General features: G+C 59.8%; 27 protein-coding genes and 1 tRNA gene. 24 read left to right on the top strand and 4 right to left on the bottom strand.

Annotation, left to right across the window (positions count from 1 at the left end):
* Nucleotides 1-178 precede the first annotated feature (178 nt).
* From HY011_13655 to HY011_13645, 3 genes are all read right to left on the bottom strand, one after another.
* Nucleotides 179-1,375: a site-2 protease family protein gene (locus tag HY011_13655; protein ID MBI3423975.1), complete on the bottom strand. Its 1,197-nt coding sequence runs from the start codon at nt 1,373-1,375 to the stop codon at nt 179-181.
* A gap of 136 nt (nt 1,376-1,511) precedes the next feature.
* A complete protein-coding gene (locus HY011_13650; protein ID MBI3423974.1) occupies nt 1,512-2,153 on the bottom strand; it encodes an alpha/beta fold hydrolase in 642 nt (213 codons plus the stop codon).
* Nucleotides 2,154-2,169: 16 nt separating this feature from the next.
* Nucleotides 2,170-3,120: an alcohol dehydrogenase catalytic domain-containing protein gene (locus tag HY011_13645; protein MBI3423973.1), complete on the bottom strand. Its 951-nt coding sequence runs from the start codon at nt 3,118-3,120 to the stop codon at nt 2,170-2,172.
* Nucleotides 3,121-3,339: 219 nt separating this feature from the next.
* Here HY011_13645 and HY011_13640 point away from each other — a divergent pair, with 219 nt between their 5' ends.
* The 24 genes from HY011_13640 to hypE all read left to right on the top strand — a co-directional run bounded on the left by HY011_13640 (nt 3,340) and on the right by hypE (nt 25,001).
* Nucleotides 3,340-3,774 (top strand): peptidylprolyl isomerase, encoded by a 435-nt coding sequence (locus tag HY011_13640; GenBank protein MBI3423972.1) that lies wholly within the window; start codon nt 3,340-3,342, stop codon nt 3,772-3,774.
* Nucleotides 3,775-3,785: 11 nt separating this feature from the next.
* Nucleotides 3,786-4,466 (top strand): deoxyribonuclease V, encoded by a 681-nt coding sequence (gene nfi, locus HY011_13635; protein ID MBI3423971.1) that lies wholly within the window; start codon nt 3,786-3,788, stop codon nt 4,464-4,466.
* A gap of 141 nt (nt 4,467-4,607) precedes the next feature.
* Nucleotides 4,608-5,654, top strand: coding sequence for a hydrogenase expression protein HypE (locus HY011_13630; protein ID MBI3423970.1), 1,047 nt, complete (start codon nt 4,608-4,610; stop codon nt 5,652-5,654).
* A 44-nt stretch (nt 5,655-5,698) separates the two neighbouring features.
* A complete protein-coding gene (locus HY011_13625; protein MBI3423969.1) occupies nt 5,699-7,369 on the top strand; it encodes a PAS domain S-box protein in 1,671 nt (556 codons plus the stop codon).
* Between the two features lie 6 nt (nt 7,370-7,375).
* Complete coding sequence (locus HY011_13620) at nt 7,376-8,050, top strand: response regulator transcription factor (GenBank protein ID MBI3423968.1); 675 nt, start codon at nt 7,376-7,378, stop codon at nt 8,048-8,050.
* 429 nt (nt 8,051-8,479) lie between these two features.
* A complete protein-coding gene (locus HY011_13615; protein MBI3423967.1) occupies nt 8,480-9,544 on the top strand; it encodes a hydrogenase expression protein HypE in 1,065 nt (354 codons plus the stop codon).
* Nucleotides 9,545-9,575: 31 nt separating this feature from the next.
* Complete coding sequence (locus HY011_13610; GenBank protein ID MBI3423966.1) at nt 9,576-11,357, top strand: nickel-dependent hydrogenase large subunit; 1,782 nt, start codon at nt 9,576-9,578, stop codon at nt 11,355-11,357.
* Between the two features lie 52 nt (nt 11,358-11,409).
* A complete protein-coding gene (locus tag HY011_13605) occupies nt 11,410-12,300 on the top strand; it encodes a NifU family protein (protein MBI3423965.1) in 891 nt (296 codons plus the stop codon).
* 109 nt (nt 12,301-12,409) lie between these two features.
* Nucleotides 12,410-13,051 carry a hypothetical protein gene (locus HY011_13600; protein MBI3423964.1) on the top strand — a complete coding sequence of 214 codons (642 nt, stop codon included), beginning with the start codon at nt 12,410-12,412 and terminating at the stop codon, nt 13,049-13,051.
* Nucleotides 13,044-13,700 (top strand): hypothetical protein, encoded by a 657-nt coding sequence (locus tag HY011_13595; protein ID MBI3423963.1) that lies wholly within the window; start codon nt 13,044-13,046, stop codon nt 13,698-13,700. The genes HY011_13600 and HY011_13595 overlap by 8 nt, the downstream gene beginning before the upstream one ends.
* Entirely contained in the window at nt 13,697-14,704 is a 1,008-nt protein-coding gene (locus HY011_13590; GenBank protein MBI3423962.1) for a hypothetical protein, read from the top strand. The genes HY011_13595 and HY011_13590 overlap by 4 nt, the downstream gene beginning before the upstream one ends.
* Before the next feature lie 147 nt (nt 14,705-14,851).
* A complete protein-coding gene (locus HY011_13585) occupies nt 14,852-15,190 on the top strand; it encodes a hypothetical protein (protein ID MBI3423961.1) in 339 nt (112 codons plus the stop codon).
* Nucleotides 15,187-15,741 carry a hydrogenase maturation protease gene (locus tag HY011_13580; protein MBI3423960.1) on the top strand — a complete coding sequence of 185 codons (555 nt, stop codon included), beginning with the start codon at nt 15,187-15,189 and terminating at the stop codon, nt 15,739-15,741. The genes HY011_13585 and HY011_13580 overlap by 4 nt, the downstream gene beginning before the upstream one ends.
* Nucleotides 15,742-15,757: 16 nt before the next feature.
* Entirely contained in the window at nt 15,758-15,997 is a 240-nt protein-coding gene (locus tag HY011_13575; protein MBI3423959.1) for a hypothetical protein, read from the top strand.
* Between the two features lie 159 nt (nt 15,998-16,156).
* On the top strand, nt 16,157-16,768 hold the full coding sequence (locus HY011_13570) for a YceI family protein (protein ID MBI3423958.1): 612 nt from the start codon (nt 16,157-16,159) through the stop codon (nt 16,766-16,768).
* A gap of 198 nt (nt 16,769-16,966) precedes the next feature.
* Nucleotides 16,967-17,623 carry a YceI family protein gene (locus HY011_13565; protein ID MBI3423957.1) on the top strand — a complete coding sequence of 219 codons (657 nt, stop codon included), beginning with the start codon at nt 16,967-16,969 and terminating at the stop codon, nt 17,621-17,623.
* 234 nt (nt 17,624-17,857) lie between these two features.
* Nucleotides 17,858-18,022 carry a hypothetical protein gene (locus HY011_13560; GenBank protein MBI3423956.1) on the top strand — a complete coding sequence of 55 codons (165 nt, stop codon included), beginning with the start codon at nt 17,858-17,860 and terminating at the stop codon, nt 18,020-18,022.
* Between the two features lie 81 nt (nt 18,023-18,103).
* Nucleotides 18,104-18,448 (top strand): hydrogenase maturation nickel metallochaperone HypA, encoded by a 345-nt coding sequence (hypA, locus tag HY011_13555; GenBank protein MBI3423955.1) that lies wholly within the window; start codon nt 18,104-18,106, stop codon nt 18,446-18,448.
* Nucleotides 18,445-19,161: a hydrogenase nickel incorporation protein HypB gene (gene hypB / locus HY011_13550; protein ID MBI3423954.1), complete on the top strand. Its 717-nt coding sequence runs from the start codon at nt 18,445-18,447 to the stop codon at nt 19,159-19,161. The genes hypA and hypB overlap by 4 nt, the downstream gene beginning before the upstream one ends.
* 14 nt (nt 19,162-19,175) lie before the next feature.
* Complete coding sequence (gene hypF, locus HY011_13545; GenBank protein ID MBI3423953.1) at nt 19,176-21,464, top strand: carbamoyltransferase HypF; 2,289 nt, start codon at nt 19,176-19,178, stop codon at nt 21,462-21,464.
* Nucleotides 21,465-21,533: 69 nt separating this feature from the next.
* Nucleotides 21,534-21,833 carry a HypC/HybG/HupF family hydrogenase formation chaperone gene (locus HY011_13540; protein MBI3423952.1) on the top strand — a complete coding sequence of 100 codons (300 nt, stop codon included), beginning with the start codon at nt 21,534-21,536 and terminating at the stop codon, nt 21,831-21,833.
* A gap of 216 nt (nt 21,834-22,049) precedes the next feature.
* Nucleotides 22,050-22,718, top strand: a complete 669-nt coding sequence (locus HY011_13535; GenBank protein MBI3423951.1) for an SIS domain-containing protein — start codon at nt 22,050-22,052, stop codon at nt 22,716-22,718.
* 31 nt (nt 22,719-22,749) lie between these two features.
* Nucleotides 22,750-23,919 (top strand): hydrogenase formation protein HypD, encoded by a 1,170-nt coding sequence (gene hypD / locus HY011_13530; protein MBI3423950.1) that lies wholly within the window; start codon nt 22,750-22,752, stop codon nt 23,917-23,919.
* Between the two features lie 35 nt (nt 23,920-23,954).
* On the top strand, nt 23,955-25,001 hold the full coding sequence (gene hypE, locus HY011_13525; protein MBI3423949.1) for a hydrogenase expression/formation protein HypE: 1,047 nt from the start codon (nt 23,955-23,957) through the stop codon (nt 24,999-25,001).
* Nucleotides 25,002-25,105: 104 nt separating this feature from the next.
* Here hypE and HY011_13520 read toward each other — a convergent pair.
* Nucleotides 25,106-25,178: transfer RNA gene (locus tag HY011_13520), tRNA-Lys, on the bottom strand.
* Between the last annotated feature and the right edge of the window lie 33 nt (nt 25,179-25,211).

Genomic DNA, 25,211 nt, shown 5'->3' with positions numbered 1-25,211 from the left:
GAATGGTCATGCCTTGCCTCGGAGCGGTCTGAATCGGCAGAACAAGCCTCTGGTTTATAGCCTGCCATCAGGCGTTCGTCAATTTGGGGTTTTGCGCAGTGGAATAGGCGCGCGAAAAGGGGCTTGAAAGTGGGATCAAGAATGCACAAGGGAAGTAGTAAGCAGGTTCTCTGTTGATTTACAAGGCCGCTGACACATCAGTTTCACTGAGGCACCCAACCAGCAAGCCGTCGCTATCCAGCACCGCCAGTTGGCCGAGTGGATTGGCTTTGAGTTTCCGGGCGGCGTGGGCGAGCGAGGCACGCACGGTGATGAAATGGGTTTCGTCCACTGGTTCCATGACGTCGCGGATCAGGCGGCATTCCCATTCGGATTTGGGCACGGCGCGCAAACGTTCGAGCGCCAGCATGCCGTGCAAGCGGCCTTCGCGCGCGACGGGGAAAATCGTCAGACGATGTTCGGCCAGGACTTGGTCAATAAATTCGCTGACCTTCAGTTCAGGCGCGACGCTGATGACCGGCGTGCGCATCACCGCGCCAACCGTGCCCGCGACGTTCCATTGCGCGGTGGTTTGGGCCTGCAAGCGTTGCGTTTCGTCCTCATACGCCCGCTGCTCGACGCGGAAGCGATAGTCCTGTTCGGCGGCATTCTTCAAAAAGACGCCGACGACCAACAACCACGCAGCCGCCAGCGCCTCACGCCAAAACGTGCCGCGCATGAGGCCGGAGCCTAGCAAAAACACGCCGTACAGCATCAGCAAATAGGCCAGCGCGACGCCGCAGCGTTTGGCGGTGCGCGTGGCCGAGAGCACGTCTTTGCGCCGGTGCCAGAGCCAGGCGCGCAAGGCTCGCCCGCCATCCAGCGGCAAGCCCGGCAGCAGATTGAAGAGCGCCAGCGTTAGATTGGCCGCCGCCAGGTATTTGAATGAACTGACGGCTGCGGCGGCTGCCGGGTCGCGCGGCGCGCCAAGCAATTGCACCAGCTGAACGCCAAGCCAAAACAGCGCCGCCAGCAAAAACGAACTGGCCGGCCCCGCGATGGCAATGCGCAATTCGGCCAGCGCCGTGCGCGGTTCGCTCACCAGCCGCGCCCAGCCGCCGAAGATGTGCAGTTGAATATCGTAAATCTCGATCCCTTCAACGCGCGCAATCAGCGCGTGCGCTAGTTCGTGTAACAGGATCGAAGCGAAAAAGAGCGCCGTCACCAACACGCCGATGATGAGGTAGGCCCCTTGTGGCAACTGGTCGCCCAACGCGCGCGCCAGCCACATTTCCGCCACCAGCCACACGTGCAACACCGCCATCGGCAGCCAACTGTAATCAATGATCAGCGGAATGCCGAACAACCGGGCGAGTTGGAATTGCGGGAAACGCATAGCAAGCGACTCAATAAGACTTATGCCAAAAGGGAAACTTCGCCACAGAGGCACGGGGTCACGGAGTAAGAAAGAGAGTTTTTAGTGAACTGAAGCAATTGCTCTGTGACTCCGTGCCTCTGTGGCTAGACTTGCCTCAAGTGACGAAATCTTTGATGACCTGCATCAATTGCGGCAACTGCTCGTCAAAGAAATGGCCCGCGCCCGCAATCGTCACCAACTGCTGCGGGCTGCTGGCCGGGACCTGTTCCAACAGTTCAACCAACGGCGCGAGCGGCGCAATCTCGTCGCGTTCGCCGTGAATGAAGAGCTTTGGTTTGGCGCAGCTTGTGAGCAAGGCCAGATCGTGCAACCGCGCGGGCGCGCCAATCGCAATCAGCCGTTGCACGCGCGTGTCGGCGCAACCCAACCGCAGCCCGACCGCCGAACCGAATGAGAAGCCCGCGATTAATACTTCATGCGCCTGCGGCTGTTGGGCTAGCAGGTAATCCAGCGCCGTGCGTGCGTCCTCGGTTTCGCCGCGCCCTTCGTCATACGCGCCCGTGCTGTAACCGACGCCGCGAAAGTTGAAGCGCAGCGGTTCGACGCCCGCTTCTTGCAGGGCTTTGGCCGCGCGCGCGACGACTTTGTTGTGCATCGTGCCGCCGAATTGCGGATGCGGATGCAAGACCAGCGCAACGCGCGCGGCTTGCAGGTTGTTGGGGCGGTACAAGGCTTCCAACTCGCCATGCGCGGTGGGAATCAGCAGGTTGCCTTTGGGGTAAGGGTAAACAGCCATAAAAATGAAAAAGCGGTCAGGGGCGCAACAGCACTTTCAGCACGCCAGGGCGTTGGGCTTCTTGCAGCGCAGCGACGCCATCGGTCAGGGCGAATTCGCGGGCGATCAGCGGCTCGACATTGGCGCGCCGGTCGCTCAGCAAAGCCAATGCAGGGGCAAAGCGCCCGCAGCGCGAACCCCGCAGCTTGATCTCGTTGACGACCAGGCGCGAGGTGTCGAGCGTGATCTCTCCGTGAAAAGTGGATTTCAACACGATGGTGCCGCGTGGCCGCACCAGCTCAAGCGCCAGTTGCAAGCCGATCGCCGACCCGCTGGCTTCGACGACCAAGTCAAAGCGTGGTTCAACCCGGAGTGCAGACAGCGTCACCGTATGGATGCCAGCTTGCGCCGCAAGTTCCAACTTGTCGGCGTGTTTGCCGATTAAAATCAACTCGCAACCGGTGGTCGCCAGCACGCGCGCGATCAATTGACCCAATTTGCCATCACCGATCACAGCTACACGCTGGGTAGCGTCGAGCGGCACCTGTTCGAGAATCGCGCAGGCTGCGGCCAGGGGTTCGGTGAAGACTGCCGCGCGGTCGGGGATGCTGTCGGGTACGCGCAACAGGTTTTGTGGCGGCAGGCTCAGATATTCGGCAAACGCCCCATCGCGCCCGCGAATGCCGAGCACGGTACGTCGTGCGCAATGCCGGGCATCGTGTTCACGGCAACCGGCGCACACCCCGCATCCAGCATTGATTTCGCCAACGACGCGCTGGCCGATTTGCGTGCGGTCGGGCGAGTCGGCCACGACGCCGACAAATTCGTGACCGAGCGTGCCGCTGAAATTGGCGTAACCGCGCACGATTTCGACATCTGTATTGCAAATGCCCGCCAGCGTCACGCGCACCAAGGCTTCGCCGCGCGCGGGCGGCAGGGCCACGTCGGCGAGTGTTACGGCACCTTGTTCAAACCGTAATGCTTTCATCGGCAGCCGTTTGATAAGGCAATCAGGCAGGCTTTGCAAGCGGCCGGCAGGTTTCGCAAGCGGGTGGATTTTGCAGATGCCGTATGCGATGCTGCCCGCCGCAATAATTGTCAACTGTGCAAAGCAGGAGAACGCGGAACACGCGGCGGCAACCGAAACGAACACGCCGCAGGCACTGCGGCGTGTTCCGCGTTCTCCTTTTTCCCAGAAAGGTAACCCATGTCCGCAGTTCAATTCGGCGATACCGTCAAAGTGCATTACACGGGCACGCTCACCGACGGCCAGATGTTCGACACCTCGGATGGCAGTGACCCGTTGGCCTTCACGGTCGGCGCGGGGCAGGTCATCCCCGGCTTCGATCAGGCGTTGCTGGGTATGCAAACCGGCGAGACCAAGAACATCATCATCCCGCCGGGTGAAGCTTATGGCGAACGCGAAGCGGGCCTGATACAGCAACTCAGCCGCGATCAATTCCGGCTGGGCGAGATTGAGCCGGAAGTGGGCATGGCTATCGAGATGCGCACGCCCGAAGGCCACGGCATTCCGATGGTGATCACCGAATTGACGGACGCGATCGTGACGCTCGACGCCAACCATCCGTTGGCGGGCGAGACGCTGCATTTCGCCTTAACGCTGGTCGAAATTGCGGTCTGAACTTTGTGGGCATGGCAAACCAGCCGTTACATCGTTGGGATTTGACGCCGCGCGAGGCAATTGCGCTGCAACAACAATTGCGCACGCACATCCGCCTCGAACCGCTCAGCCGCGCCGTCCAGACGATTGGCGGTGCCGATGTCTCGTTCAATAAGTTCTCCGAAACAATTTATGCCGGCATCGTTGTGCTCAGCCTGCCCGACTTGCAGATCGTAGATCAGGCCGGTCTGCGCACCAGTTCCAAATTCCCCTACGTCCCCGGACTGCTGAGCTTCCGCGAAGCGCCTTCGTTGTTGGAGGCGTGGGAGCAACTGCGCGTCAAACCCGATGCGCTGATGCTGGACGGGCAGGGCCTCGCGCACCCGCGCCGTCTGGGCATCGCCTGTCACGTGGGTTTGTGGCTGGACATTCCCACGCTGGGTTGCGCCAAAAGCATTCTCGTAGGCCGTCACGCCGAGGTGCCTATCGAAGCGGGCAGTCAAATGCCGCTCGTGGATCGCGGCGAATTGATCGGCGCGGCCTTGCGCACGAAACGCAACGTCGCGCCGGTCTTTGTTTCGCCCGGCCATTTGATGGATTTGTCTGACGCGGTCGCGCTGACCTTGCAGGCCACCACGAAATACCGGCAGCCCGAGCCGACGCGGCAGGCGCATCTGTTGGTGAATCGGTTGCGGGTGGCGGATCGTGAATGAAACTCTGAAGCTGGCTGTAGGCCAAATCAGCAAGCCCCCGCACAGGCGGCTCTGTATTTTTGCGAAGCTCTCGCGTAGCCTTTCGCAGCGGAAGAGTTGGAGCTGATTGGTAAACAAATCCCGGAAGCGGCGCCGACGTATATGAAACAGCATCAGAAGCCACAACAGACCATCGCCGGTACACCACCATCCAGGCCGGAGCCGCTGCAAAAAATAGAAATTCTATGGCTGACGGCGGGACTGGGCTGTGACGGGGAATCGGTCGCGCTCACGGCGGCCACGCAACCGAGCATCGAAGACCTCGTCCTGGGCAGCTTGCCGGGCTTGCCCCAGGTCAAGTTCCACAACCCGTTTTATAGCTACGAAAACGGCGATGAATTCATGGCGTTGCTTTACCAGGCAGAGCAAGGCCAGCTCGATCCGTTTATCCTCGTCATCGAAGGTTCCATTCCAAACGAAACGATTAAAGCGGAAGGCTATTGGGCGGCGCTGGGCGTTGATCCTGCGACGGGCCAACCGATCACCACTTGTGAATGGATTGATCGTCTGACGCCGCGCGCCTGGGCTGTGGTCGCGGTCGGCACCTGTTCGGCGTATGGCGGCATTCACGCGATGCAGGGCAATCCGACGGGCGCGATGGGGCTGCCGGATTATCTGGGCTGGCAGTGGAAATCAGCGGCAGGCATCCCGATTGTATGCGTGCCGGGGTGCCCGACGCCGCCGGATAATATCACCGAGACGTTGCTGTATCTGCTTTATCAGGCTGCCGGACGCGCGCCGCTGATTCCGCTTGATGGGGCGTTGCGGCCAACTTGGTTGTATGGCGAGACGGTGCACGAGGGCTGTGATCGCGGCGGCTATTACGAACAGGCGCAGTTTGCCGAAGAGTATGGTTCGCGGCATTGCATCGTGAAACTCGGTTGCTGGGGGCCGGTCGTGCAATGCAACGTCGGCAAGCGCGGCTGGATGGGCGGCATTGGCGGCTGTCCGAACGTGGGCGGCATTTGCATCGGTTGCACGATGCCCGGCTTCCCGGACAAGTTCATGCCATTTATGGATCAACCGCCGGGTTCGTTGCTCTCGTCGCAGGCCGTGATGACCTATGGCCGCGCGATTCACGCCTTGCGGCGCTTCACCCAGGCGTCACTCAATCAGGAACCGGTGTGGCGGCGGCGTACACGCGAATAAGCGACGAGGCAGGCCAGCCTATGATGACGGGGGATTGGCCAATTATGCTTGAGGATTTACTTTTGGCGTTTGACGGCGAACGCGCGGGCGCGCTGCCAAATGCGCCTCTGCCCGTTGACCTGCTCGAAGCCGAAACCGTGTTGAACGCCCTGGCCGGCGTTTTCTATCCCACCGAAACACCTCCTGGACAAAAGCCGCGCGCGTTTAGCGAAGAGTTCGCCCAGGGCGAGAAAGATTGGCCTGGCGTCAAGGATACCTATCGCATTCTGGTCGAACAGGTGCCGGCGGTGGTTTTTCTGGCGTTTTTCGATCAGGGGATCGGCGAGGCTTATGTCAGCCCGCAGATCGAACGCACGCTCGGCTTTACCCAAGCCGAATGGCTGCAAGACCCGGTGCGCTGGTATCAGCAAATTCACCCGGATGACAAAGCGCGTTGGAGCAGCGAAGCCGCGCGGATGTTTTTGACCGGCGAGTCGTTGCGCTCGGTTTATCGCGTCTTGGCGCGGGATGGACGCGTGGTCTGGTTTCATTGCGAAGTAAAAATGGTGCGCCACCCCGACGGGCGGCCCTGGTTCATTCACGGCATCGGCTTTGACATCAGTGAGCTTAAGCAGACGGAAGAGGCCCTGAGCCAAAGCGAGGAACTGTTGCGCGGGATTTTTGAACATGCGCCGGACACGATGGTGGTGGTGGGCGGCAGCGGGCGCATCGAGCGCGTCAACGCCCAGGTCGAACGCATGTTCGGCTATGCGCCGGACGAATTGCTGGGCCAGCCGGTTGAAACGCTCTTGCCCGAACGCTTCAGAGCGCGGCACGTGATGCATCGCGCGGATTACGTGACCGACCCGCATTTGCGCCCGATGGGTTTGGAATTGGTGCTCTATGGCCGCCGCAAAGACGGCAGCGAATTCCCGGTTGAAATCATGCTCAGTCCGGTCGAAGCCGAGTCGCATCACCTGGTCATCGCGGTGATTCGTGACATCACGCGGCGGCAGGGTGCCGAAGAGGCGTTGCGCGATTATGCCGAACGTATGACGGTGCTTTCGCGCCGCCTGATCGCCGTGCAGGAAGCCGAGCGGCGCGGCATGGCCCTGGAATTGCACGACGAGATCGGCCAGATTCTGACCGGTCTCAAGCTCAAACTGGAAATGGCCGACCGGCTGTCAAGCGAGGGCGCGCACGCCAATTTGCACGCCAATCTGGCGGAAGCCCAAGCGCTGGTCAACGAATTGATGGCGCGCACCCGCAAGCTGTCGCTCGATTTACGACCCGCGACACTCGATCATCTGGGGTTGCTTTCGGCGCTCTTGCGGCATATCCGCCAATACACGTCGCAGACACAGGTGCGCGTGGATTTTCGGCACAACGGGCTGGAAGGCCGGCGCTTTGCGGCGGAACTCGAAACCGCCGCTTTTCGCATCGTGCAGGAAGCGCTGACCAACGTCGCCCGGCACTCCGGCGCGGCAGCAGCGCTGGTGCGCATCTGGGCCGATCAGCATACGCTCGCCGCTGAGATCGAAGATCACGGCAAAGGGTTTGACCCCGAAACGGCGCTGGCGGCTGACCGCTCCACCGGTTTGGCCGGGATGCGCGAACGGGCCATGTTGTTGGGCGGCCAGTTCACTGTCGAAGCGCAGCCGGGCCAGGGCGCACGGTTGCGGGCGGAATGGAATTTTGACGAACATCCCCAACTGCAATTTCACAACGAAGGGTGAATTCAAATGAGCGCGAAAACGACCACCATCGTGCTGGCCGACGATCATCGGATTGTGCGGGAAGGTTTGTGCGTGCTGCTCAAGGCCGAGCCTGATTTCAATGTGGTCGGCGCGGCGGGCGACGGGCTGGAAGCGATAGCGATGGTCAACAAGTTTCGCCCCGATGTCGCCGTGCTCGACCTGATGATGCGCGGCTTGAACGGCCTGGAAGCCGCGCGCCAGATCAGCAAGCTGATGCCGCAGACGCGCATCGTCATCCTTTCAATGTACGATGACGAAGGCTTCGTGCTCGAAGCCCTCGCCAACGGCGTCTCGGCTTATGTGCTCAAGGATGCCGGTTCCTCAGACCTGGTGCAGGCCGTGCGCGAAGTCGCCGCCGGTCATCGTTATCTCAGCCCGCCGCTTTCTGACCGTGCGATTGAAGCGTATCAACAAGTCGCCAACGCCGGGACGCTCGACAAATACGAAACCCTCACCACGCGCGAACGCGAAGTGCTGCAACTCACCGTCGAGGGCCACACCAACAGCGAGATTGCCACTCGGCTCGGCATCAGCGTGCGCACGGCGGAAACACACCGTTCGCGGTTAATGCACAAGCTTGCTGTGCATACACAGGCTGACCTGATCCGATACGCCCTGCGGCGCGGCATCATCCCCCTGGAAAAAGCCACAACGCTCTGAGGTCGCGCACCTGCCGCCCCGCCGCAAAATTGGATCAGTTTGCAATTGAATGTACAGGCGGCGCGCTCCGGGGCAGTACCGCGCGCGTCAGCAAGCGGAGACTCAGGATGTGCCGTATTGCGCCAGCGTTGACGCACCGCTTGCTGACGCGCGCGGTACTGCCCCGGAGCGCGCTTTTTCCCGTACACCACTCTGCAATCCGAGCTAATGACAAGTACGTAGCTTTTTCTGACCAAATACGTAGCTTTACGTAGGCCCGCTGCGTAGGTTTGCGAATAGACAGCCAGCCGCCCGCGCCGCAAAATGCCCAGGTAAACAACGGTCTCAATATTGCAAGTTCATGAGGCAGGCTGCACAAGCGGCAGTCCCACCACGATTCCATCATCATCCAACCATCCGCCGGGCAAAAGGCGGAAAGGAGGTACAAGCATGGCTACAGAAACGGTTCCGTATGGCCGGGTGACACAGCGTGCGCCTGCGGTCAGCGATGTGCATATCGTCTGGATCACCGCCGGGCTGGGGTGTGACGGCGATTCCGTCGCCATTACCTCTGCCACACAGCCCAGCGTCGAAGACGTCCTGTTAGGCGCAATCCCGGGGTTACCCAAAGTTCATTTGCACAACCCGGTGCTGGCCTATGAAAACGGCGACGAATTCATGGACTACTGGTACAAGGCTGAGCGTGGCGAACTCAACCCCTTTGTGCTGGTCGTCGAAGGCTCGATTCCCAACGAGAAGATCAAGGCTGAAGGTTATTGGGCCGCGCTCGGTACCGATGCCAAGACCGGCCAGCCCATCACCACCAACGAATGGATTGACCGGCTCTCGCCTAAAGCGCTGGCCGTTGTGGCCATCGGAACCTGCGCCACCTACGGCGGCATCCACGCGATGGAAGGCAATCCGACCGGCGCGATGGGGCTGGCCGATTATCTGGGCTGGGAGTGGAAATCGTTCGCGGGCATTCCCATCGTCAATGTGCCCGGCTGTCCGGTGCATCCCGACAATTTCATGGAGACGGTGCTTTACCTGCTCTATCAGGCCTCGGGACTCGCGCCGATGATTCCGCTGGATGAGGTCGGGCGTCCGCTGTGGCTGTTCGGCAGCACGGTGCACGAGGGCTGCGACCGCGCGGGCTATTACGAGCAGGGCGATTTCGCCAGCGAATACGGCTCGCCCAAATGCATCGTCAAGCTGGGCTGCTGGGGGCCGGTGGTCAATTGCAACGTGCCCAAGCGTGGTTGGGTCGGTGGCGTCGGCGGCTGTCCGAACGTCGGCGGCATTTGCATCGGCTGCACGATGCCCGGTTTCCCCGACAAATTCATGCCGTTTATGGACGAACCGCCGGGCGGCAAACTTTCATCATCCGCCGTCGGCCTTTACGGCAAAGCAATCAGTTCATTGCGCAATCTAACCAATGCCACCCTCAACAAAGAACCGAAGTGGCGGCACGCGCGCACAGAACTGACCACCGGTTATCGGCCCAGGTCTTATTGATCAGAAGTTGATCAGAAAAGGAGCAACAGCGATGGCTACCGCAACGAAAAGCACCACGGATCGCAAGCTGGTCGAGATGAACTGGGACCCGATCACACGCATCGTCGGGAGCTTGGGCATTTACACCAAGATTGATTTCGAGAACCGCGAAGTCGCCGAGTGCCACAGCACCTCTTCGATCTTTCGCGGCTACAGCATCTTCATGAAAGGCAAAGACCCGCGCGACGCCCATTTCATCACTTCGCGCATCTGCGGCATCTGTGGCGACAATCACGCGACCTGCGCGACCTACGCCCAGAACATGGCTTTCGGCATACACCCGCCCGCGATGGCCGAATGGATCGTCAATCTGGGCGAAGCGGCGGAGTACATGTTCGACCACAATATCTTTCAGGATAATCTGGTCGGTGTGGATTTCTGCGAACAGATGGTCAAGGAAACCAATCCGAGCGTCTGGGAGAAGGCCAAGAAGACCGACGCGCCGCACGCCGCCATCCACGGTTACCGCAAAATCTCCGACATCATGACGGCGCTCAATCCCTTCACCGGCGAATTTTATCGCGAGGCGTTGCAAACGAGCCGCTACACGCGCGAGATGTTTTGTCTGATGGAAGGCAAACACGTACACCCTTCGACGCTCTATCCGGGCGGCGTCGGCACCGTGCCCACCGTGCAGCTTTTCACCGACTATCTGGTGCGGCTGATGCGCTATGTCGAATTCATGAAGAAGGTTGTGCCGCTGCACGATGACCTCTTCGATTTCTTTTACCAGGCCCTGCCCGGTTACGAAAAGGTCGGCCAGCGGCGCGTGCTGCTGGGTTGCTGGGGTTCGTTCAACAACCCCGACATTTGCGATTACACCTACCAGAACATGAGCGACTGGGGCCGCGCGATGTATGTCACGCCGGGCGTGGTGGTGGACGACAAACTGGTCACGACCGATCTGGTGGACATCAATCTCAACATCCGCATTCTGCTCGGCAGTTCTTACTATGACGATTGGGACAACTCTGAAACGTTCGTCAAGAAAGACCCGCTGGGCAATCCGGTGGATCAGAAACATCCGTGGAATCAGACGACGGTGCCGAAACCGCAAAAACGCGATTTTGATGGCAACTACACCTGGGTGATGTCGCCGCGCTGGCTGGACAAACGCACGGGCGATCATCTGGCGCTGGATACCGGCGGCGGCGCGATTGCACGGTTGTGGGCGACGGCGCTCGCGGGGCTGGTGGACATCGGTTATGTCAAAGCCACCGGCCACAGCGTCAAGATTTATTTGCCCAAAACCATGTCCATGCCCGAAGTCGAATTCGAGTGGAAAGTGCCGAAATGGTCGAACGCCATCGAACGTGACCGTGCGCGGACTTACTTCCAGGCATACGCCGCGGCCTGCGCGCTTTATTTCTGCGAACAGGCGATGTCCGAACTGCACGCGGGCCACACCAAGACCTGGACGGATTTCAAAGTGCCCGAAGAAGCCATCGGCTGCGGTTTCCACGAAGCGGTGCGCGGCGTGCTGTCGCATCACGTCGTCATCCGCGACGGCAAGATCGCCAACTATCATCCCTACCCGCCCACGCCCTGGAACGCGAACCCGCGCGACATTTACGGCACGCCGGGGCCGTATGAAGACGCGGTGCAAAACACGCCCATCTTTGAGGAAAACGGCCCGGACAAATTCAAAGGCATTGACATCATGCGCGCCGTGCGCAGCTTCGATCCGTGTTTGCCCTGTGGCGTGCACATGTATCTGGGTAACGGCAAGGTGCTCGAAACGCGCCATTCGCCGATGTTCGGCGTGCATGGGTAGTCATGAGAGATAAGGCGGATGGCAGGTCTGCCTTACCTCTCAGGAGATCAGCGTGGCTCAATTCGACCGGAAAGACTTTCAACAACGCCTACAAAAGATCGAACAATTGGTGCAGACAATCGAGTCGGCTGCCGACCCGCGTGTGCGGGCCAGCGCCGTCGAATTGATGCAGGCGTTGATGGAGCTGCACGGCGCGGGCATCGAACGGATGCTGGAGATTGTCTTTGAGGCCGGCGGTGGCGAGATCATTGATCGCTTGGCGGACGACGAGCTGGCGGCGAGTTTGCTATTGCTGTACGGCCTGCACCCGCTCGACCTCGAAACGCGCGTCTTGCAGGCGTTGGACAAAGTGCGGCCATATTTGCGCTCGCACGGCGGCAATGTCGAATTGATAGGTATTGCGGATGCGGTCGTTAGGTTGCGGCTTCAAGGCAGTTGCAATGGCTGCGCTTCGTCAGCGCTGACGCTGAAGCTGGCGATTGAGGAAGCGATTTATGAAGCCGCTCCCGACGTGACGGGGTTGGAGGTCGAAGGCGTTGTAGGGGACACGCCGCGCTCCAGCCTCGTCCAATTAGAGCGCGCGCCGGGCCAGAACGGCGCGGCCAACGGGGTCAATCATTCGCACGGTTGGGAAGAGGTGAGCGGGGTGACGACGTTGGCCAGCGGCGCGGTCAAAAGCATGGAAGTGGCCGGGCGCTCCGTGCTTTTTTGTCACGTCGGCGAAGCGTTTTATGCCTATGGCGACACCTGCCCCGCCTGCGGGCAAGTGCTGACGGCGGCGACGCTGACGGCCACGGCGCTGAGTTGTTCTGCTTGTGGGCAACGTTATGACGTGCTGCGCGCGGGGCGTGGTTTGGACAGGCATGGCCTGCACCTCGAACCGTTCCCGCTGTTGGTCGAACAGGGGCAGGCGAAGATCGCTTTGCCGTCTTTGTCCCATTAAATGCTGCGGTCAGGGGAGCGTAAGCTCTCTGGGCCTCCCTGAATGCGCCTCGTGTACGAGTTCAGGGTGCTTACGTTCCCTTGACCGCAGCGTGTCGAATGCGATGCCAATGCCAGAGCAAAACAAAGCCTTCGCTACGCTGCGCCGCTTCATTCCGGCACGCGCCCCGGTCGAGCGTTGCGAACTGTGCGGCGCGGAACTCGCGGTTGATCATCAACACCTGATCGAACCGGCGAGCCGCAAACTGCTCTGCGCCTGTGGAGCGTGCGCGCTGCTGTTTAGCGGGCCAGCGGGGAAGTACCGGCGCGTGCCGCAGCGCATTCGCGCGCTGCCTGACTTTCAGTTGAGCGAGGCGCAATGGGAGAGTCTGTTGATCCCGATCAACATGGCCTTCTTTTTTCACAGCAGTACGGCGGGCCGGGTCGTCGCGCTTTATCCGAGTCCGGCGGGCGCGACGGAATCGCTGCTCGCGTTGGAAGCCTGGGAAGAAATTGTGAGGCAAAACCCGGTGTTGCGCGGATTGACGCCGGATGTCGAGGCGCTGCTCGTGAATCGTCTGGGCCGCGCCAACACCACCGGCAAGGCGGAATATCTGCTGGTCCCGATTGATGAGTGTTACCGGCTGACGGGCCTGCTGCGCGCGCGTTGGCGCGGTTTGTCGGGCGGCGCGGAGGTCTGGGCCGAGATCGAGCAATTCTTTGCCGGCTTGCGGGCGCGCGCCATCGTCGTCAAAGAGGCCGCCCGTGCCTGATTTGAATTTTCAGGTGTATGAGGCCGAAGCCGTCGCTTATGCGGTCGCGCCCTTATTGAATTTCCGGCTCGGCGTTGCCAACGCTGACGTGGAAGAGCCGATCCACACGGTCGCGTTGCGTTGCCAGATTCAGCTCGAACCGACGCGCCGCCGTTACAGCGTGACTGAGCAGGCGCAACTGCTTGATCTGTTTGGTGAGCCGTCGCGTTGGAGCCAGACGCTGCGCACGCTGCTGTGGACGCACGCGAACATCTCAGTGCCGTCTTTCACTGGTAGCGTCGTGGTGGATTTGCCGGTGCCTTGCAGTTTCGATTTCAACGTGGCGGCGACGAAGTATTTCGCGGGGCTGGAAACAGGCGAGATTCCGCTGGTCTTGCAATTCAGCGGGACGATCTTTTATGCCGCACCCGACGGCGCGTTGCAGGTCACGCAGATTTCGTGGAGCAAAGAGACGCGCTATCGGCTGCCCGTCAAAGTCTGGCGGGACATGATGGAGCTTTACTATCCCAACAGCGCTTGGTTGCGGTTGCGGCGCGACGTGTTTGACCGGCTGCATCAATTCAAAATGCGGCACGCCATTCCGACGTGGGAACAAGCGATTGAACGCCTGTTGTTGGTTGAGCCAAGCGGCGAGGGCAAAGAACGATGAATTTGGAGCCGGTCGAAAAGATCGCCAACGCGGTGCTTTATGAGGGCTATCTGCTCTATCCCTATCGCCCGTCCGCCGTGAAAAACCAGCGGCGTTTCAACTTTGGCGTCCTTGTGCCGCCGTCATACAGCGCCGCGCAAGCGCCGGGGACGGAACGCTGGCAGATGCAAACGGAATGTCTGGTGTTGGGCAGTCCCAGCGCCACCCTTGATGTGAAAGTGCGGTTTCTGCATCTGCGCGAACGCACGGCAACGGGGACGAGTTGGCAGGAAGCCGTCGAGCGCGAGGTGAACGCGCCGGGTTTGCCACTGAGCCAGTTGCTCAATGCGCCGCAACGTGTGCCGTTTTCCTTTTCAGCGCTGCCGGAGGAGGCAGGCGAACGCGCGGCAGTTGGCGAGGTCGTTTACCGCCAGGCCGCGCTGGCCGGCGCGTTGGAAATGCAGGCTGTGGATTGCGGCTCGCCGCGTGCGCCAGGCCGCCTATTCAAGCTCACGGTAAAGATTTCGAATCAGACGTCGTTTGAAAACGACGCAATAACAACCCGCGAAGAAGCTTTGCTGGGATCGTTTGTTTCGACCCACACGATTCTGGCGGTGGCTGGCAGCGAGTTTGTCTCGCTGCTCGATCCGCCCGAAGAGTTGCGGGAAGCCGCCGCCGCTTGCCAAAACATTGGCGCATGGCCGGTGCTGGCAGGACCTGTGCCGGCAGGACCTGTGCCGGCAGGAGAGGAGGGAGGACGCAATCTGATGCTCGCGTCGCCGATCATTCTTTACGACTATCCGCAGATTGCGCCCGAAAGCGCGGGCGATCTTTTTGACGGAACGGAGATTGACGAGATTTTGCTGTTACGAATTCTGACTCTGACGGAGGAAGAAAAGCGCGAGATACGCGGCGCCGACGAACGCGCCCGCCAAATGCTGGAATACGCTGAAACGCTACCGCCCGAACAATTGCTGAAAATGCACGGGGTCTTGCGCAGTCCGCGCGCGCTGGACGCTCTTTAAGGTTTAGGACTTACGCAAAGCTTTGCCACAGAGGCACAGAGACACGGAGGAAGACCGAGAACGCCAACAAAACTATAAAAAGCTCTGTGACTCCGTGCCTCTGTGGCAACCACGCTCGCGTTTTGCGCAAGTCCGAGGTTGAAGCTGATGAATGAATGGGAATGGCATCTGCTCGAAGACAAAACGCCGCTCGACGGCGTCAGCGTGCGTGGCATCGAGCTTAAAAAGGGCGACCGCGTTTTGCTGCGCCCGCGCGCGGGTGGCGACATCTTCGATCTGGCGCTGGCCGGGAAGACGGCGACGATTGAAAACATCGAGCAGGATTACGAGAACACCATCCATCTGGCGGTCGTGCTCGACGACGATCCGGGCAAAGACTTGGGCTTGCTCAGACAGCCCGGACATCGCTTCTTCTTTGTCCCCGAAGAGGTCGAGCCGTTGTCGCCCAAAGAACTGGCGGGCCGCGGAGAAGGCAGCCCCGCATGACACGTCCGTGCATTTTGATTGCCTGCATTGGCAATATCTTTCTCGGCGACGACGGTTTCGGTGTCGAAGTGGCGAAACGCTTGGCCGCGCGCACCTGGCCTGCGGAAGTGCGCATGGAGGATTTCGGCATTCGCGGATTCGATTTGGCCTATGCGCTGCTAGAGGGTTACGACACGACCATCTTTGTGGACGCCACCCAGCGCGGCGGTCGGCCGGGCACGCTTTACGTGATCGAGCCTGACCTCGCGGAACTTGAAACGGCGGCGCAAACGGCGGGGCCTGCGTTGCTGGTTGACCCGCACGGCATGAACCCGCTGAAGGTGTTGCAAATGGCCCGCGCCCTGGGCGCGCAGTTCAACCAAATCCTGCTGGTCGGTTGCGAACCCGAAACGCTGGGGCCGGAAGAGGGTTTGCTGGGGTTGAGCGCGCCGGTCGCGGCGGCGGTGCGCGAGGCCGTGCCGCTGATCGAAACACTTGTCAATCGGCTTCTCAATGAGCAGCGCGAGAGCGTTGCGGCCTTAACTACTGCCGCGGCCTTAACTACTGTTTGAGAAAAGGAGAGCAGCAATGGAACACAACGGGAATAACAACGGTTCAGCAGACAACAAAGACGTGATTTACCTGATGGGAGGCGTCGCGCTGATGGTGCTGGGCGCGGGACTGGTGCTGACCAATTCGTCGGTGCGCAACACCTTGACCAGTACCGTGTCGGCCCTGCTGCCCGATTTGCAGCAAGGCAATTTGCTATCTGACTTGACCGGCGTGGGGCCAGACATCGAGCGGTATATGCGGTTGCGATCTATGTAATCACGATCCATGTAACCGCTAAGGCAAGAATTCCAGGTATAGACAGGCGGGGCTGGGTTTTCAGGGATGTCGGCGGCGGTGCAGAGATGAGCCTTGTCCATCCGGAAAATCTTAGGTGTCTCGTCTATGCTCCAAACGTTTTACCCAGCGCATAGCGTTATGATGATTGAGCAAGAAACTTCTGTTATTCAATACCGGCTGGATCCCAGCCAAAGCATGTTTACCGTGCAAGCCTTCGCCACCGGACTGCTGGCCGGGTTTGGGCATAATCCGATTATCGGCATCGAAAATTTCGTGGGCGAAGTGCAATTTGCGCCTGGCGCCCTCGATCAGGCGTCGTTGCGGATGACCATCAAAGCGCGTTGGCTGAGCGTGCTCGAACTGGTGATCAAAACGAGATCGAACACCGTCCCCCGCCCGTCAGATGAGAAAACCTTGCGCGATATCGAGCGCATTATGCTCAATGACTTGCTCGAAGCGTCCCGTTATCCTGACATCATTTTCCAGAGCACTGATATTTGGATCATGCGCACGCTGCCGGGTCGTTACAAAGCGCGCATCGTCGGTGATCTGACCATGCATGGCATTACGTCCACCGCTCCCTGGATCAACGCGCAAGTCACCATGGATGAAGGCCGGCTGCGCGCCCAGGGTGAATTCAAGCTCAGACAAAGTGATTACAAATTCAAACCGGTATCGGTGGCGGGCGGCACGCTCAAACTTGAGGACGAATTACACTTCAGGTTCGACCTGGCGGGAGTCAAATTCTAGGGCGGTTTGCAATTGCGTTTACGGCAGTCAGTTGACGTTGGGACGGTACCGCGCGCGTGAGCAAGCGGAGTCGTGAAGCTTGCTCCAGTGGCTGAACTGCCAACCTGCCGCTTGCTGACGCGCGCGGTACCGTCCCGTTGCGCGGTTTTCCCGTACACCGAAAACCGATCTAAAAGCCAGACTTGTGCTGGCGCTGTGTTGCGTGGGAGCTTTGAATGTCGGGACCGTCAAGCATGTATGGTGGCAGCCGGTAAACCCGCGAACTACTCATACGTCATGCACAACCACGAAACAGCAAGCGTGCGCTACAAATTAGAGGCGGGGCAAAGCCGCTTTACTGTACAAGCCTTTGCTTCGGGGTTACTGGCAAGCTTCGGACACAACCCGCTCATCAGCATTCGCGATTTTAATGGTGAAGTGCAGTTCGCGCCCGGCACCCTAAGTGATGCTGCAATGCGGTTAGAGATCAAGACCGCTTCGTTTGCGCTGCTGGACGAAGTGAAAGAAAAGGATCGGCGCGAGATCGAGCAAGCGATGTTCAATGATGTGCTCGAAATCACCCGCTATCCTGAAATCATTTTCCAAAGCACACAAATTACTGTCACGCGCATCGTCGAAGGTCGCTACAAGGCCCGCGTCATCGGTGACTTGACCTTGCACGGCATCAGACAGAGTGGGTTATGGATTGCCGCGCAATTCGCGCTGGACGGCGACACGTTGCGCGCGCAAGGTGACTTCGCCCTCAAGCAGACCGATTACAAGATTAAGCTGGTTTCTGTCGCGGGAGGAGCGCTCAAGATTAAGGATGAGTTGAAGTTCACCTTCGATCTTCTGGCACGCAAAGAGCAAGCATAAAAGTCGCCCCCGCGATTAGAGCGGTTTGCAGTTGCGTTTACGGGAGTCAGTTGACGTTGGGACAGTACCGCGCGCGTGAGCAAGCGGCGCGTCAAGCTTGCCCCCTCGGCTGAATTGCCAAAGCGCCGCTTGCTCACGCGCGCGGTACTGTCCCGCTGCGCGGTTTTCCCATACACCGTAGTGAAAACCGCTCTAATTGACAGCTTGCCTGAAATTGAAAGGAGATCAGCAATCATGAAACATTACCGTAATGGTTTTCCGTTTGGCTTTGGCCGTAAGAAAAAATCAAAACACCTGCTCTTAAAGATTATTGGCGGTTCCGCGTTGGCTATGGTCGGGGCCGGGTTGATCGCCAATCTCCCTGACATAAAGCGGTACATTCGTATCACTACGATGTAAGAGGGTGTGTGCGAATCAAACATAACGAAACGCTGTAGGCCGTGCCCTATCAGCGCTCCCAGTTACAACAACGGACAAGCCATGCACGAATTGTCTATCGCGGTGAGCATGGTCGAAATGGCGGCGGAAGAAGCCGCGCGGCACGGTGGCGTCCGGGTCAAGGCGATTCATCTTAAGCTGGGGCCTCTTTCAGGCGTGGTGAAAGAGGCGCTGCTGTTTTCTTATGACGTAGCCTGCGAGGGCACGCCGCTCGCCGGTTCGCGCTTGGTGGTCGAAGAGATGCCGGTCGTGGTTTATTGCAACGTTTGCCGGGCGGAACGCCCACTCGCTTCGATCCAATACTTCTGTTGCCCCATTTGTGACACCGCCACGCCCGAAGTGCGGTGCGGGAAAGAACTCGAAGTCGTTGCGCTGGAGATTGAATGATGAGCACGCCGCGTTTGGTCACCGTCAGAGAGAATGTGCTGAAACACAACGACGTGCTGGCGCGCAGCTTGCGCGGGCGGTTCCGCGCGGCGGGCGTGTTCGCGGTCAGCTTGGTGTCTAGTCCCGGCACGGGCAAGACCATGTTTCTGGAAAAAACGCTGGCCGCGTTGCAACCGCATTGCCGCGTCGCGGCGCTCGTGGGCGACCTGGCCACCGATAACGATGCCGCGCGGCTGGCGCGCACCGCCGCCCCGGTCAGACAGATCACCACCGGCACCATTTGCCACCTGGAAGCCGCGATGGTTGAACGCGCACTGGAAGGTTGGAACCTGGCCGAACTCGATTTTTTGTTTATCGAAAACGTCGGCAACCTGGTCTGTCCGTCCAGTTATGACCTGGGCGAAGAATTGCGTTTGGTGCTGATGTCTGTCACCGAAGGCGAGGACAAGCCGCTCAAATATCCCACCATTTTCAACACGGCGGATCTGGCGATCATCACCAAAATGGATTTGGCCGCTGCCGTCGAGTTCGACCTGGCGGCGGCGCAGCGCAGCATTCAAGCGGTCAGGCCGGGCATGCACGTGCTTGAAGTGTCCGCGAAAACGGGGCAGGGGATGGACGCCTGGCTTCAGTTTCTACAAGCGCGGCGGGCGGAGAGCGGCGGGCGGATTGCTGAAGAATTTAGCATTCCCAGTAAAGCCGCCAGCCGCTAGCCGTAATTATCTAAATGGCGACACGAACGCAAATTCTGGTGCGCGGTATCGTACAGGGCGTGGGCTTTCGCCCTTATGTTTACACGCTCGCCCAGCGGCGTGCGCTCACAGGCCGGGTCTTCAACAATCCAACCGGCGTCGTTATCGAAGTCCAAGGCGAACCCTGCGCCATCGAAGAATTCGTCTGTGATATTCGGCTTCACCCGCCGCCGCTTTCCCACATCGAAGCAGTCGAGCGCAATGACAATCTGACACCCGCCGACTTCCGCGACTTTCGCATTGTCGCCAGCGCTCCTGAGGGCGCAAAGTTCACGCCCATTTCCGCCGACAGCGCCACTTGCCCGGATTGCCGGCGCGAATTGTTCGATCCGCGCGACCGGCGCTATCGCTATCCTTTCATCAACTGCACCAACTGCGGCCCGCGTTTCACGATCATCGAAGGCATCCCGTATGACCGCGCCCAGACCACGATGCGCGATTTTGAAATGTGCCCCGCTTGCCGCGCCGAATACGAAAACCCGCTCGACCGCCGCTTTCACGCCGAACCGATCGCTTGCCCGGATTGCGGGCCGCAGTTGTTCCTGACGGATGCACACGGGCACGAACGTGCGAACGCGGAAGAGGCCGTCAGCCGCACGCGCCAACTGCTGGCTGAGGGTGAGATTGTCGCGATCAAAGGGCTGGGCGGCTTTCATCTGGCCTGCGCGGCGCGCAACGCCGCAGCCGTCGCGCGTTTGCGGCAAAGAAAATACCGCGAAGAAAAACCGTTTGCGCTGATGGCGGCATCCGTGGCTGTCGTCAGGCAGTTTTGCCTTGTCTCTGCCGCCGAAGAGCAGTTGCTGTCGTCTGAACGCCGCCCGATTGTGCTGCTGGAAAGAAGGCCCGAAGCGGCTTTGCCCACCGCCATTGCGCCCGGCGTGCGCGCGTTGGGATTTATGTTGCCGTACACGCCGCTGCACCATTTGCTGTTGGAAGGACTCGAACATCCGCTGGTGATGACCAGCGGCAATGTTTCGGACGAACCGATCTCTTACGAAGACGCCGATGCGATGCAGTGCTTATGCGAAATCGCGGATTACTTTCTGCGGCACAACCGCCGCATTTTTATGCGCACCGATGATTCGGTGGCGCGCGTGGTTGCGGGCCAAGAGATGATTCTGCGCCGCGCGCGTGGTTATGCGCCCGCGCCGCTCAAAACCGCGTTCAAGTTCAAACAGCAAATTCTCGCCTGCGGCGCGGAGTTGAAAAACACCTTCTGCCTCGCGCGCGATCAGCACGCCTTCATCAGCCATCACATCGGCGACCTGGAAAACGCCGAGACGCTGCGTTCGTTTACGGAAGGCATCGAACACTTCAAACGGCTTTTCGATCTGCGGCCAACCGTCGTCGCCTACGATTTGCATCCCGAATACCTCTCGACCAAATACGCCCAGGCGTTGGCTGACGACGTTCGCAAAATCGGCGTCCAGCATCACCACGCGCACATCGCCAGTTGCCTGGCCGACAATCAGGTCGCAGGCGAAGTCATCGGCGTGGCAATGGACGGCTTGGGTTTTGGTTCGGATGGAAAATTGTGGGGCGGCGAATTTTTCGTCGCCGATTTTGCCCAGGCGGAACGCCTTGCGCATCTCGCGTACATCCCCATGCCCGGCGGCGCCCAAGCGATTCGCGAACCCTGGCGCATGGCGGCGGTGTATTTGCAGCGCGCCTTGGGCGCTACGTTTTTGAACCTCGATCTGCCCTTCGTGCGGCAACTCGACCGGCGCGCCTGGACGACGTTGCAACGCATGATCGCGACCGGCGTGAACAGCCCCGAAACGTCCAGCATGGGGCGGCTCTTCGATGCGCTGGCGAGCCTGTTGGGTCTGCGCAACACGGTGACGTATGAAGGGCAGGCCGCGATTGAATTGGAAACGCTGGCGGATCGCGGCGTGACGCAAGGCTATGAATTTGAATTGATGGATGACGGCACGATCAAGGCTGAAGCAGTCATCCAACACGCGGTGGATGATTTGCTCAATGGACGCCCATCGAGCGAAGTCTCCGCCAAGTTTCATCTGGCGGTCGCGCACTTGATTGTCGAGGTGGCGCGCCAGACGCGCGCGCAGCGACGCTTTAATCGCATCGCGCTTTCGGGCGGCGTCTTTCAGAATATGTTCTTGCTGGAGCGCGTCTGCCAGATGCTCGTTGCGGACGGCTTCGAGGTGTTTACGCACCACCGCGTGCCGGCGAATGATGGCGGCATATCGTTGGGGCAGGCGGCCATCGCCAATGCCCAGTTCGGGACGGTACCGCGCGCGTAAGCAAGCGGCGCTTTGCGAAGCCAACCGCTTGCTTACGCGCGCGGTACTGTATCAGGAGGATTTGATTTTATGTGTCTGGCAATCCCCGGCAAAGTCGTCGCCATCGTTGACGAAGAACAGCAACTCGCCAAGGTCGAGGTCGGCGGCGTGCGGCGCAATGTCAACATCGGATTGCTGGATCGCCAGACGCTTGGCGTCGGCGATTATGTGCTGATTCACGTCGGCTTTGCCATGAGCAAGGTGGACGAAAAGGAAGCGCTCGCCACGCTGCAACTGCTGCAAGAGTTAGGCGAGATGCAGGCTGAAATGGAGGCGCTCGGCGCTTCTGTTGAACTTGATGCGGTACAAGGAGCGAGAGCGACTTGGTGACATTGAGAGTCGCTTTTGACTAGGGTCTATTCATTCTCGTGCTATTCAGGCTGCCGGACTGTCCGACAGGCTGCCAGCTTGTCGCGGGCGGCGCAGTCAAGCCAATGGTTCGTTAGCCGGGACTTCGACAAGCTGGCAGCTTGTCGAACACTTGCCGAGAATGAATAGGCTCTGCTTTTGACAAGCCCACCAAACTGTGCCGCCGTGTTGTGCAATATGTCTGAGAATTCCGTGCTGCAATCCCTCTATCCATTTCTGCACGGCGCGCGCCAGAACGCCGCGCGGATGGATGACGCCTTGCTCGAATCCGTGCGGCAAAAAGCCGGGCACAGCATGGCGGTGAAGCAGCAATTTTTTGAAGCCAATGCCGCGCAGGTTGTTGCCGTCGCGCGCGCCCTCGCGGCGGTTTATGAACAGGGCGGGAAGCTGTTTACCATCGGCAACGGCGGGTCTAGCTGCGACGCCGCGCATATCGCCGTTGAGTTTTTGCATCCGGTGACAACCGGGCGGCCCGCGCTGGCCGCCGTCAATCTGGTGGCCGACACCGCGATGCTGACGGCGGTGGGCAATGATATCGGCTTCGCGCACATTTTCGTGCGGCAACTGATCGCCCAGGCGCGGGCGGGTGATGCGCTCATTGGCATTTCAACCAGCGGCAATTCCGACAACCTGCTCACGGCCTTTGCCAAAGCCAAAGAGCTAGGACTTGTGACCGTCGGACTGGCGGGCGGCGACGGCGGTCGAATGAAGACAAGCGCTGGCCTAGACCATTGCTTAGTCGTCGAAAGCGACAGCATTCATCGGGTGCAAGAGTGCCACGTCGCGCTTTATCACATCCTCTGGGATTTGGTGCATACCTTGCTGGCCGATCAACGAGGCCGGTAAACAAAGAGACGAATTGACAGGAAAGGGAACTATGAAATTCATTGACGAGTTCCGCGATCCGGTTAAAGCGCAGGTCTTGCTCAAAGAGATTGAGCAATTGGTCGGGCGCATCGAAAGGGCGCGCGCGCTGCCAAGACCGCTGCAAATCATGGAAGTTTGCGGCGGGCACACGCACGCGATCTTCCGCTACGGGTTGAAACAGATGCTGCCGCCTGCGGTGGAATTCGTGCACGGGCCGGGCTGTCCGGTGTGCGTGTTGCCGATGGGCCGCGTGGATGATTGTTTGTCGCTGGCCGAACAGCCCGGCGTGATCTTCACGACCTTTGGCGATGCGCTGCGCGTGCCCGGCTCGAAACAAAGTTTGTTGCAGGCCAAAGCCAACGGCGCGGATGTGCGCATGGTTTATTCGCCGCTGGATGCGCTGAAACTGGCGCGCGAAAACCCCCAACGCGAAGTGATCTTTTTCGGTCTCGGTTTTGAAACGACGATGCCCAGCACGGCCATGACCTTGCTGGCGGCGCGGCGCGCGGGCGTGCGCAACTTCTCGCTCTTCTGCAATCACATCACGATCATCCCGACGATCAAAGCGATCCTCGATTCGCCCGACCTGCATCTGGACGGCTTTCTAGGCCCCGGCCACGTCAGTCTGGTCATTGGCACACAGCCCTATGAATTCATCGCCGGGCATTACCACAAGCCGATTGTCATTGCCGGTTTTGAGCCGCTCGACTTGCTCCAATCGCTCTGGATGGTGCTCAAGCAACTGGCCGAAGGGCGTTCCCAAGTCGAAAACCAGTACGCGCGCGTCGTGCCCGCAACAGGCAATCGCGCAGCGCTGGCGGCGCTTCAAGAAGTCTTTGAGTTGCGCGAATTCTTTGAATGGCGCGGCCTCGGTTCGATAGATCATTCGGGCGTGCGCATCCGTGCCGCCTTTGCCGAATTTGATGCCGAACGGAAATTCAGCGTGCCGAACCTGAAGATCGCCGATCCGAAAGCCTGCCAATGCGGCGAAGTGCTCAAAGGCGTCATCAAGCCGCACGAATGCAAAGTCTTCGGCACGGCCTGCACGCCCGAAACGCCGCTGGGCGCGCTGATGGTGTCTTCTGAAGGCGCCTGCGCTGCGTATTACAACTTCGGGCGGATTGATATTTCAGGCCTGCGCGGGAATGCACCGGAGTTGGAACGGAGGGCCGCCGTATGAGTGCACCGTTCGTCTGTAACACTCCGCTGGAAGACATGCAGCGCGGGCGCGGCAAAGTGCGTGACACCACGATCACGCTGGCGCACGGCAGCGGCGGCAAGGCGATGCGCGATCTGATTCAGGACGTGATTCTGGGCGCGTTCAATAACCCCTTGCTCGCGCCGCTCGAAGATCAAGCCGTCATCGGCTTGCATGAACTGGCGCGCGGCGGCGACCGGCTGGCGTTTACGACCGACACCTTCGTCGTGCATCCGCTCTTTTTTCCCGGCGGAGACATCGGCCAACTCGCCGTCAACGGCACGGTCAACGATCTGGCCATGAGCGGTGCGCGTCCACTTTATCTTTCCTGCGGGCTGGTGCTGGAAGAAGGCTTGCCGGTTGAAACGCTGCGCCGTGTTACCCAAAGCATGCGCGCGGCGGCTGATCTGGCGGGCGTCTCAATCGTCACTGGCGACACCAAAGTGGTTGAACGCGGCGCTGCCGACAAGCTGTTTATCAACACCGCAGGCCTCGGCGTTGTACCCACAGGCGTGAACATCTCGGCCTCACGCGCGCGCGCCGGCGACCAGGTGATCGTCAATGGTTATCTCGGCGACCACGGCTGCGCAATCCTGCTGGCGCGCAATGAACTGGCGCTCGAAACGGAGGTCGAGACAGATTGCCAGCCGCTGGCTGATCTGGTGGCAACGATGCTGTCAGTTTGTCCGGATATTCATTGTTTGCGCGACGCCACGCGCGGCGGCTTGGCGACCGTGCTCAACGAATTCGCGCAAGCCTCGCGCGTCGCGATACGCTTGCATGAAAACGCGCTGCCGCTGCGCGAAGAGGTGCGCGGTGCCTGCGAGATTCTCGGCCTTGATCCACTTTACTTAGCTAACGAAGGCAAACTCGTCGCCCTCGTTCCCGCCGCATTCGCCGAGCCGCTGGTTGCGGCTATGCGCGCGCATCCCGCTGGTCAACAAGCCGCAATTGTGGGCGAAGTTGTAGAAGCCCCGGCAGGCGTGGTGATGCTCAATACCGGCTTTGGCGGCGGACGCATCGTTGACTTGCTGGTCGGCGAACAATTGCCGCGCATTTGTTGAACTGCGGCTATTCTCGGAGTGGCTGAAGCGGCCAATTGACGAGAAGCTTCCCCAAAAGTAAGCGGGCAATCACCAGATTGCCCGCTTACTTTTGCAACGTAAAATGAGCCGTGGTGGGCTCGAACCACCGACCCGCAGATTAAGAGTCTGCTGCTCTACCAACTGAGCTAACGGCCCGTAACAAAAGTTATCAACGCCCCGAATTTTAGC

Source organism: Acidobacteriota bacterium, from assembly GCA_016196035.1.
Classification (GTDB): domain Bacteria; phylum Acidobacteriota; class Blastocatellia; order RBC074; family RBC074; genus JACPYM01.
This window is presented reverse-complemented; position numbering and strand designations above follow the sequence as displayed.

Excerpts from the sequence above, each read along its gene's own strand:
- nfi (MBI3423971.1), top strand. The coding sequence starts at position 3,786 with ATGGCAAACCAGCCGTTACATCGTTGGGATTTGACGCCGCGCGAGGCA.
- HY011_13575 (MBI3423959.1), top strand. The coding sequence starts at position 15,758 with ATGGAACACAACGGGAATAACAACGGTTCAGCAGACAACAAAGACGTG.
- HY011_13570 (MBI3423958.1), top strand. The coding sequence starts at position 16,157 with ATGATGATTGAGCAAGAAACTTCTGTTATTCAATACCGGCTGGATCCC.
- HY011_13590 (MBI3423962.1), top strand. The coding sequence starts at position 13,697 with ATGAATTTGGAGCCGGTCGAAAAGATCGCCAACGCGGTGCTTTATGAG.
- HY011_13535 (MBI3423951.1), top strand. The coding sequence starts at position 22,050 with ATGTCTGAGAATTCCGTGCTGCAATCCCTCTATCCATTTCTGCACGGC.
- hypD (MBI3423950.1), top strand. The coding sequence starts at position 22,750 with ATGAAATTCATTGACGAGTTCCGCGATCCGGTTAAAGCGCAGGTCTTG.
- HY011_13580 (MBI3423960.1), top strand. The coding sequence starts at position 15,187 with ATGACACGTCCGTGCATTTTGATTGCCTGCATTGGCAATATCTTTCTC.
- HY011_13630 (MBI3423970.1), top strand. The coding sequence starts at position 4,608 with ATGAAACAGCATCAGAAGCCACAACAGACCATCGCCGGTACACCACCA.
- hypB (MBI3423954.1), top strand. The coding sequence starts at position 18,445 with ATGATGAGCACGCCGCGTTTGGTCACCGTCAGAGAGAATGTGCTGAAA.
- HY011_13585 (MBI3423961.1), top strand. The coding sequence starts at position 14,852 with ATGAATGAATGGGAATGGCATCTGCTCGAAGACAAAACGCCGCTCGAC.
- HY011_13560 (MBI3423956.1), top strand. The coding sequence starts at position 17,858 with ATGAAACATTACCGTAATGGTTTTCCGTTTGGCTTTGGCCGTAAGAAA.
- hypA (MBI3423955.1), top strand. The coding sequence starts at position 18,104 with ATGCACGAATTGTCTATCGCGGTGAGCATGGTCGAAATGGCGGCGGAA.
- hypF (MBI3423953.1), top strand. The coding sequence starts at position 19,176 with ATGGCGACACGAACGCAAATTCTGGTGCGCGGTATCGTACAGGGCGTG.
- HY011_13620 (MBI3423968.1), top strand. The coding sequence starts at position 7,376 with ATGAGCGCGAAAACGACCACCATCGTGCTGGCCGACGATCATCGGATT.
- HY011_13650 (MBI3423974.1), bottom strand. The coding sequence starts at position 2,153 with ATGGCTGTTTACCCTTACCCCAAAGGCAACCTGCTGATTCCCACCGCG.
- HY011_13615 (MBI3423967.1), top strand. The coding sequence starts at position 8,480 with ATGGCTACAGAAACGGTTCCGTATGGCCGGGTGACACAGCGTGCGCCT.
- HY011_13600 (MBI3423964.1), top strand. The coding sequence starts at position 12,410 with ATGCCAGAGCAAAACAAAGCCTTCGCTACGCTGCGCCGCTTCATTCCG.
- HY011_13645 (MBI3423973.1), bottom strand. The coding sequence starts at position 3,120 with ATGAAAGCATTACGGTTTGAACAAGGTGCCGTAACACTCGCCGACGTG.
- HY011_13540 (MBI3423952.1), top strand. The coding sequence starts at position 21,534 with ATGTGTCTGGCAATCCCCGGCAAAGTCGTCGCCATCGTTGACGAAGAA.
- HY011_13655 (MBI3423975.1), bottom strand. The coding sequence starts at position 1,375 with ATGCGTTTCCCGCAATTCCAACTCGCCCGGTTGTTCGGCATTCCGCTG.
- HY011_13610 (MBI3423966.1), top strand. The coding sequence starts at position 9,576 with ATGGCTACCGCAACGAAAAGCACCACGGATCGCAAGCTGGTCGAGATG.
- hypE (MBI3423949.1), top strand. The coding sequence starts at position 23,955 with ATGCAGCGCGGGCGCGGCAAAGTGCGTGACACCACGATCACGCTGGCG.
- HY011_13640 (MBI3423972.1), top strand. The coding sequence starts at position 3,340 with ATGTCCGCAGTTCAATTCGGCGATACCGTCAAAGTGCATTACACGGGC.
- HY011_13625 (MBI3423969.1), top strand. The coding sequence starts at position 5,699 with ATGCTTGAGGATTTACTTTTGGCGTTTGACGGCGAACGCGCGGGCGCG.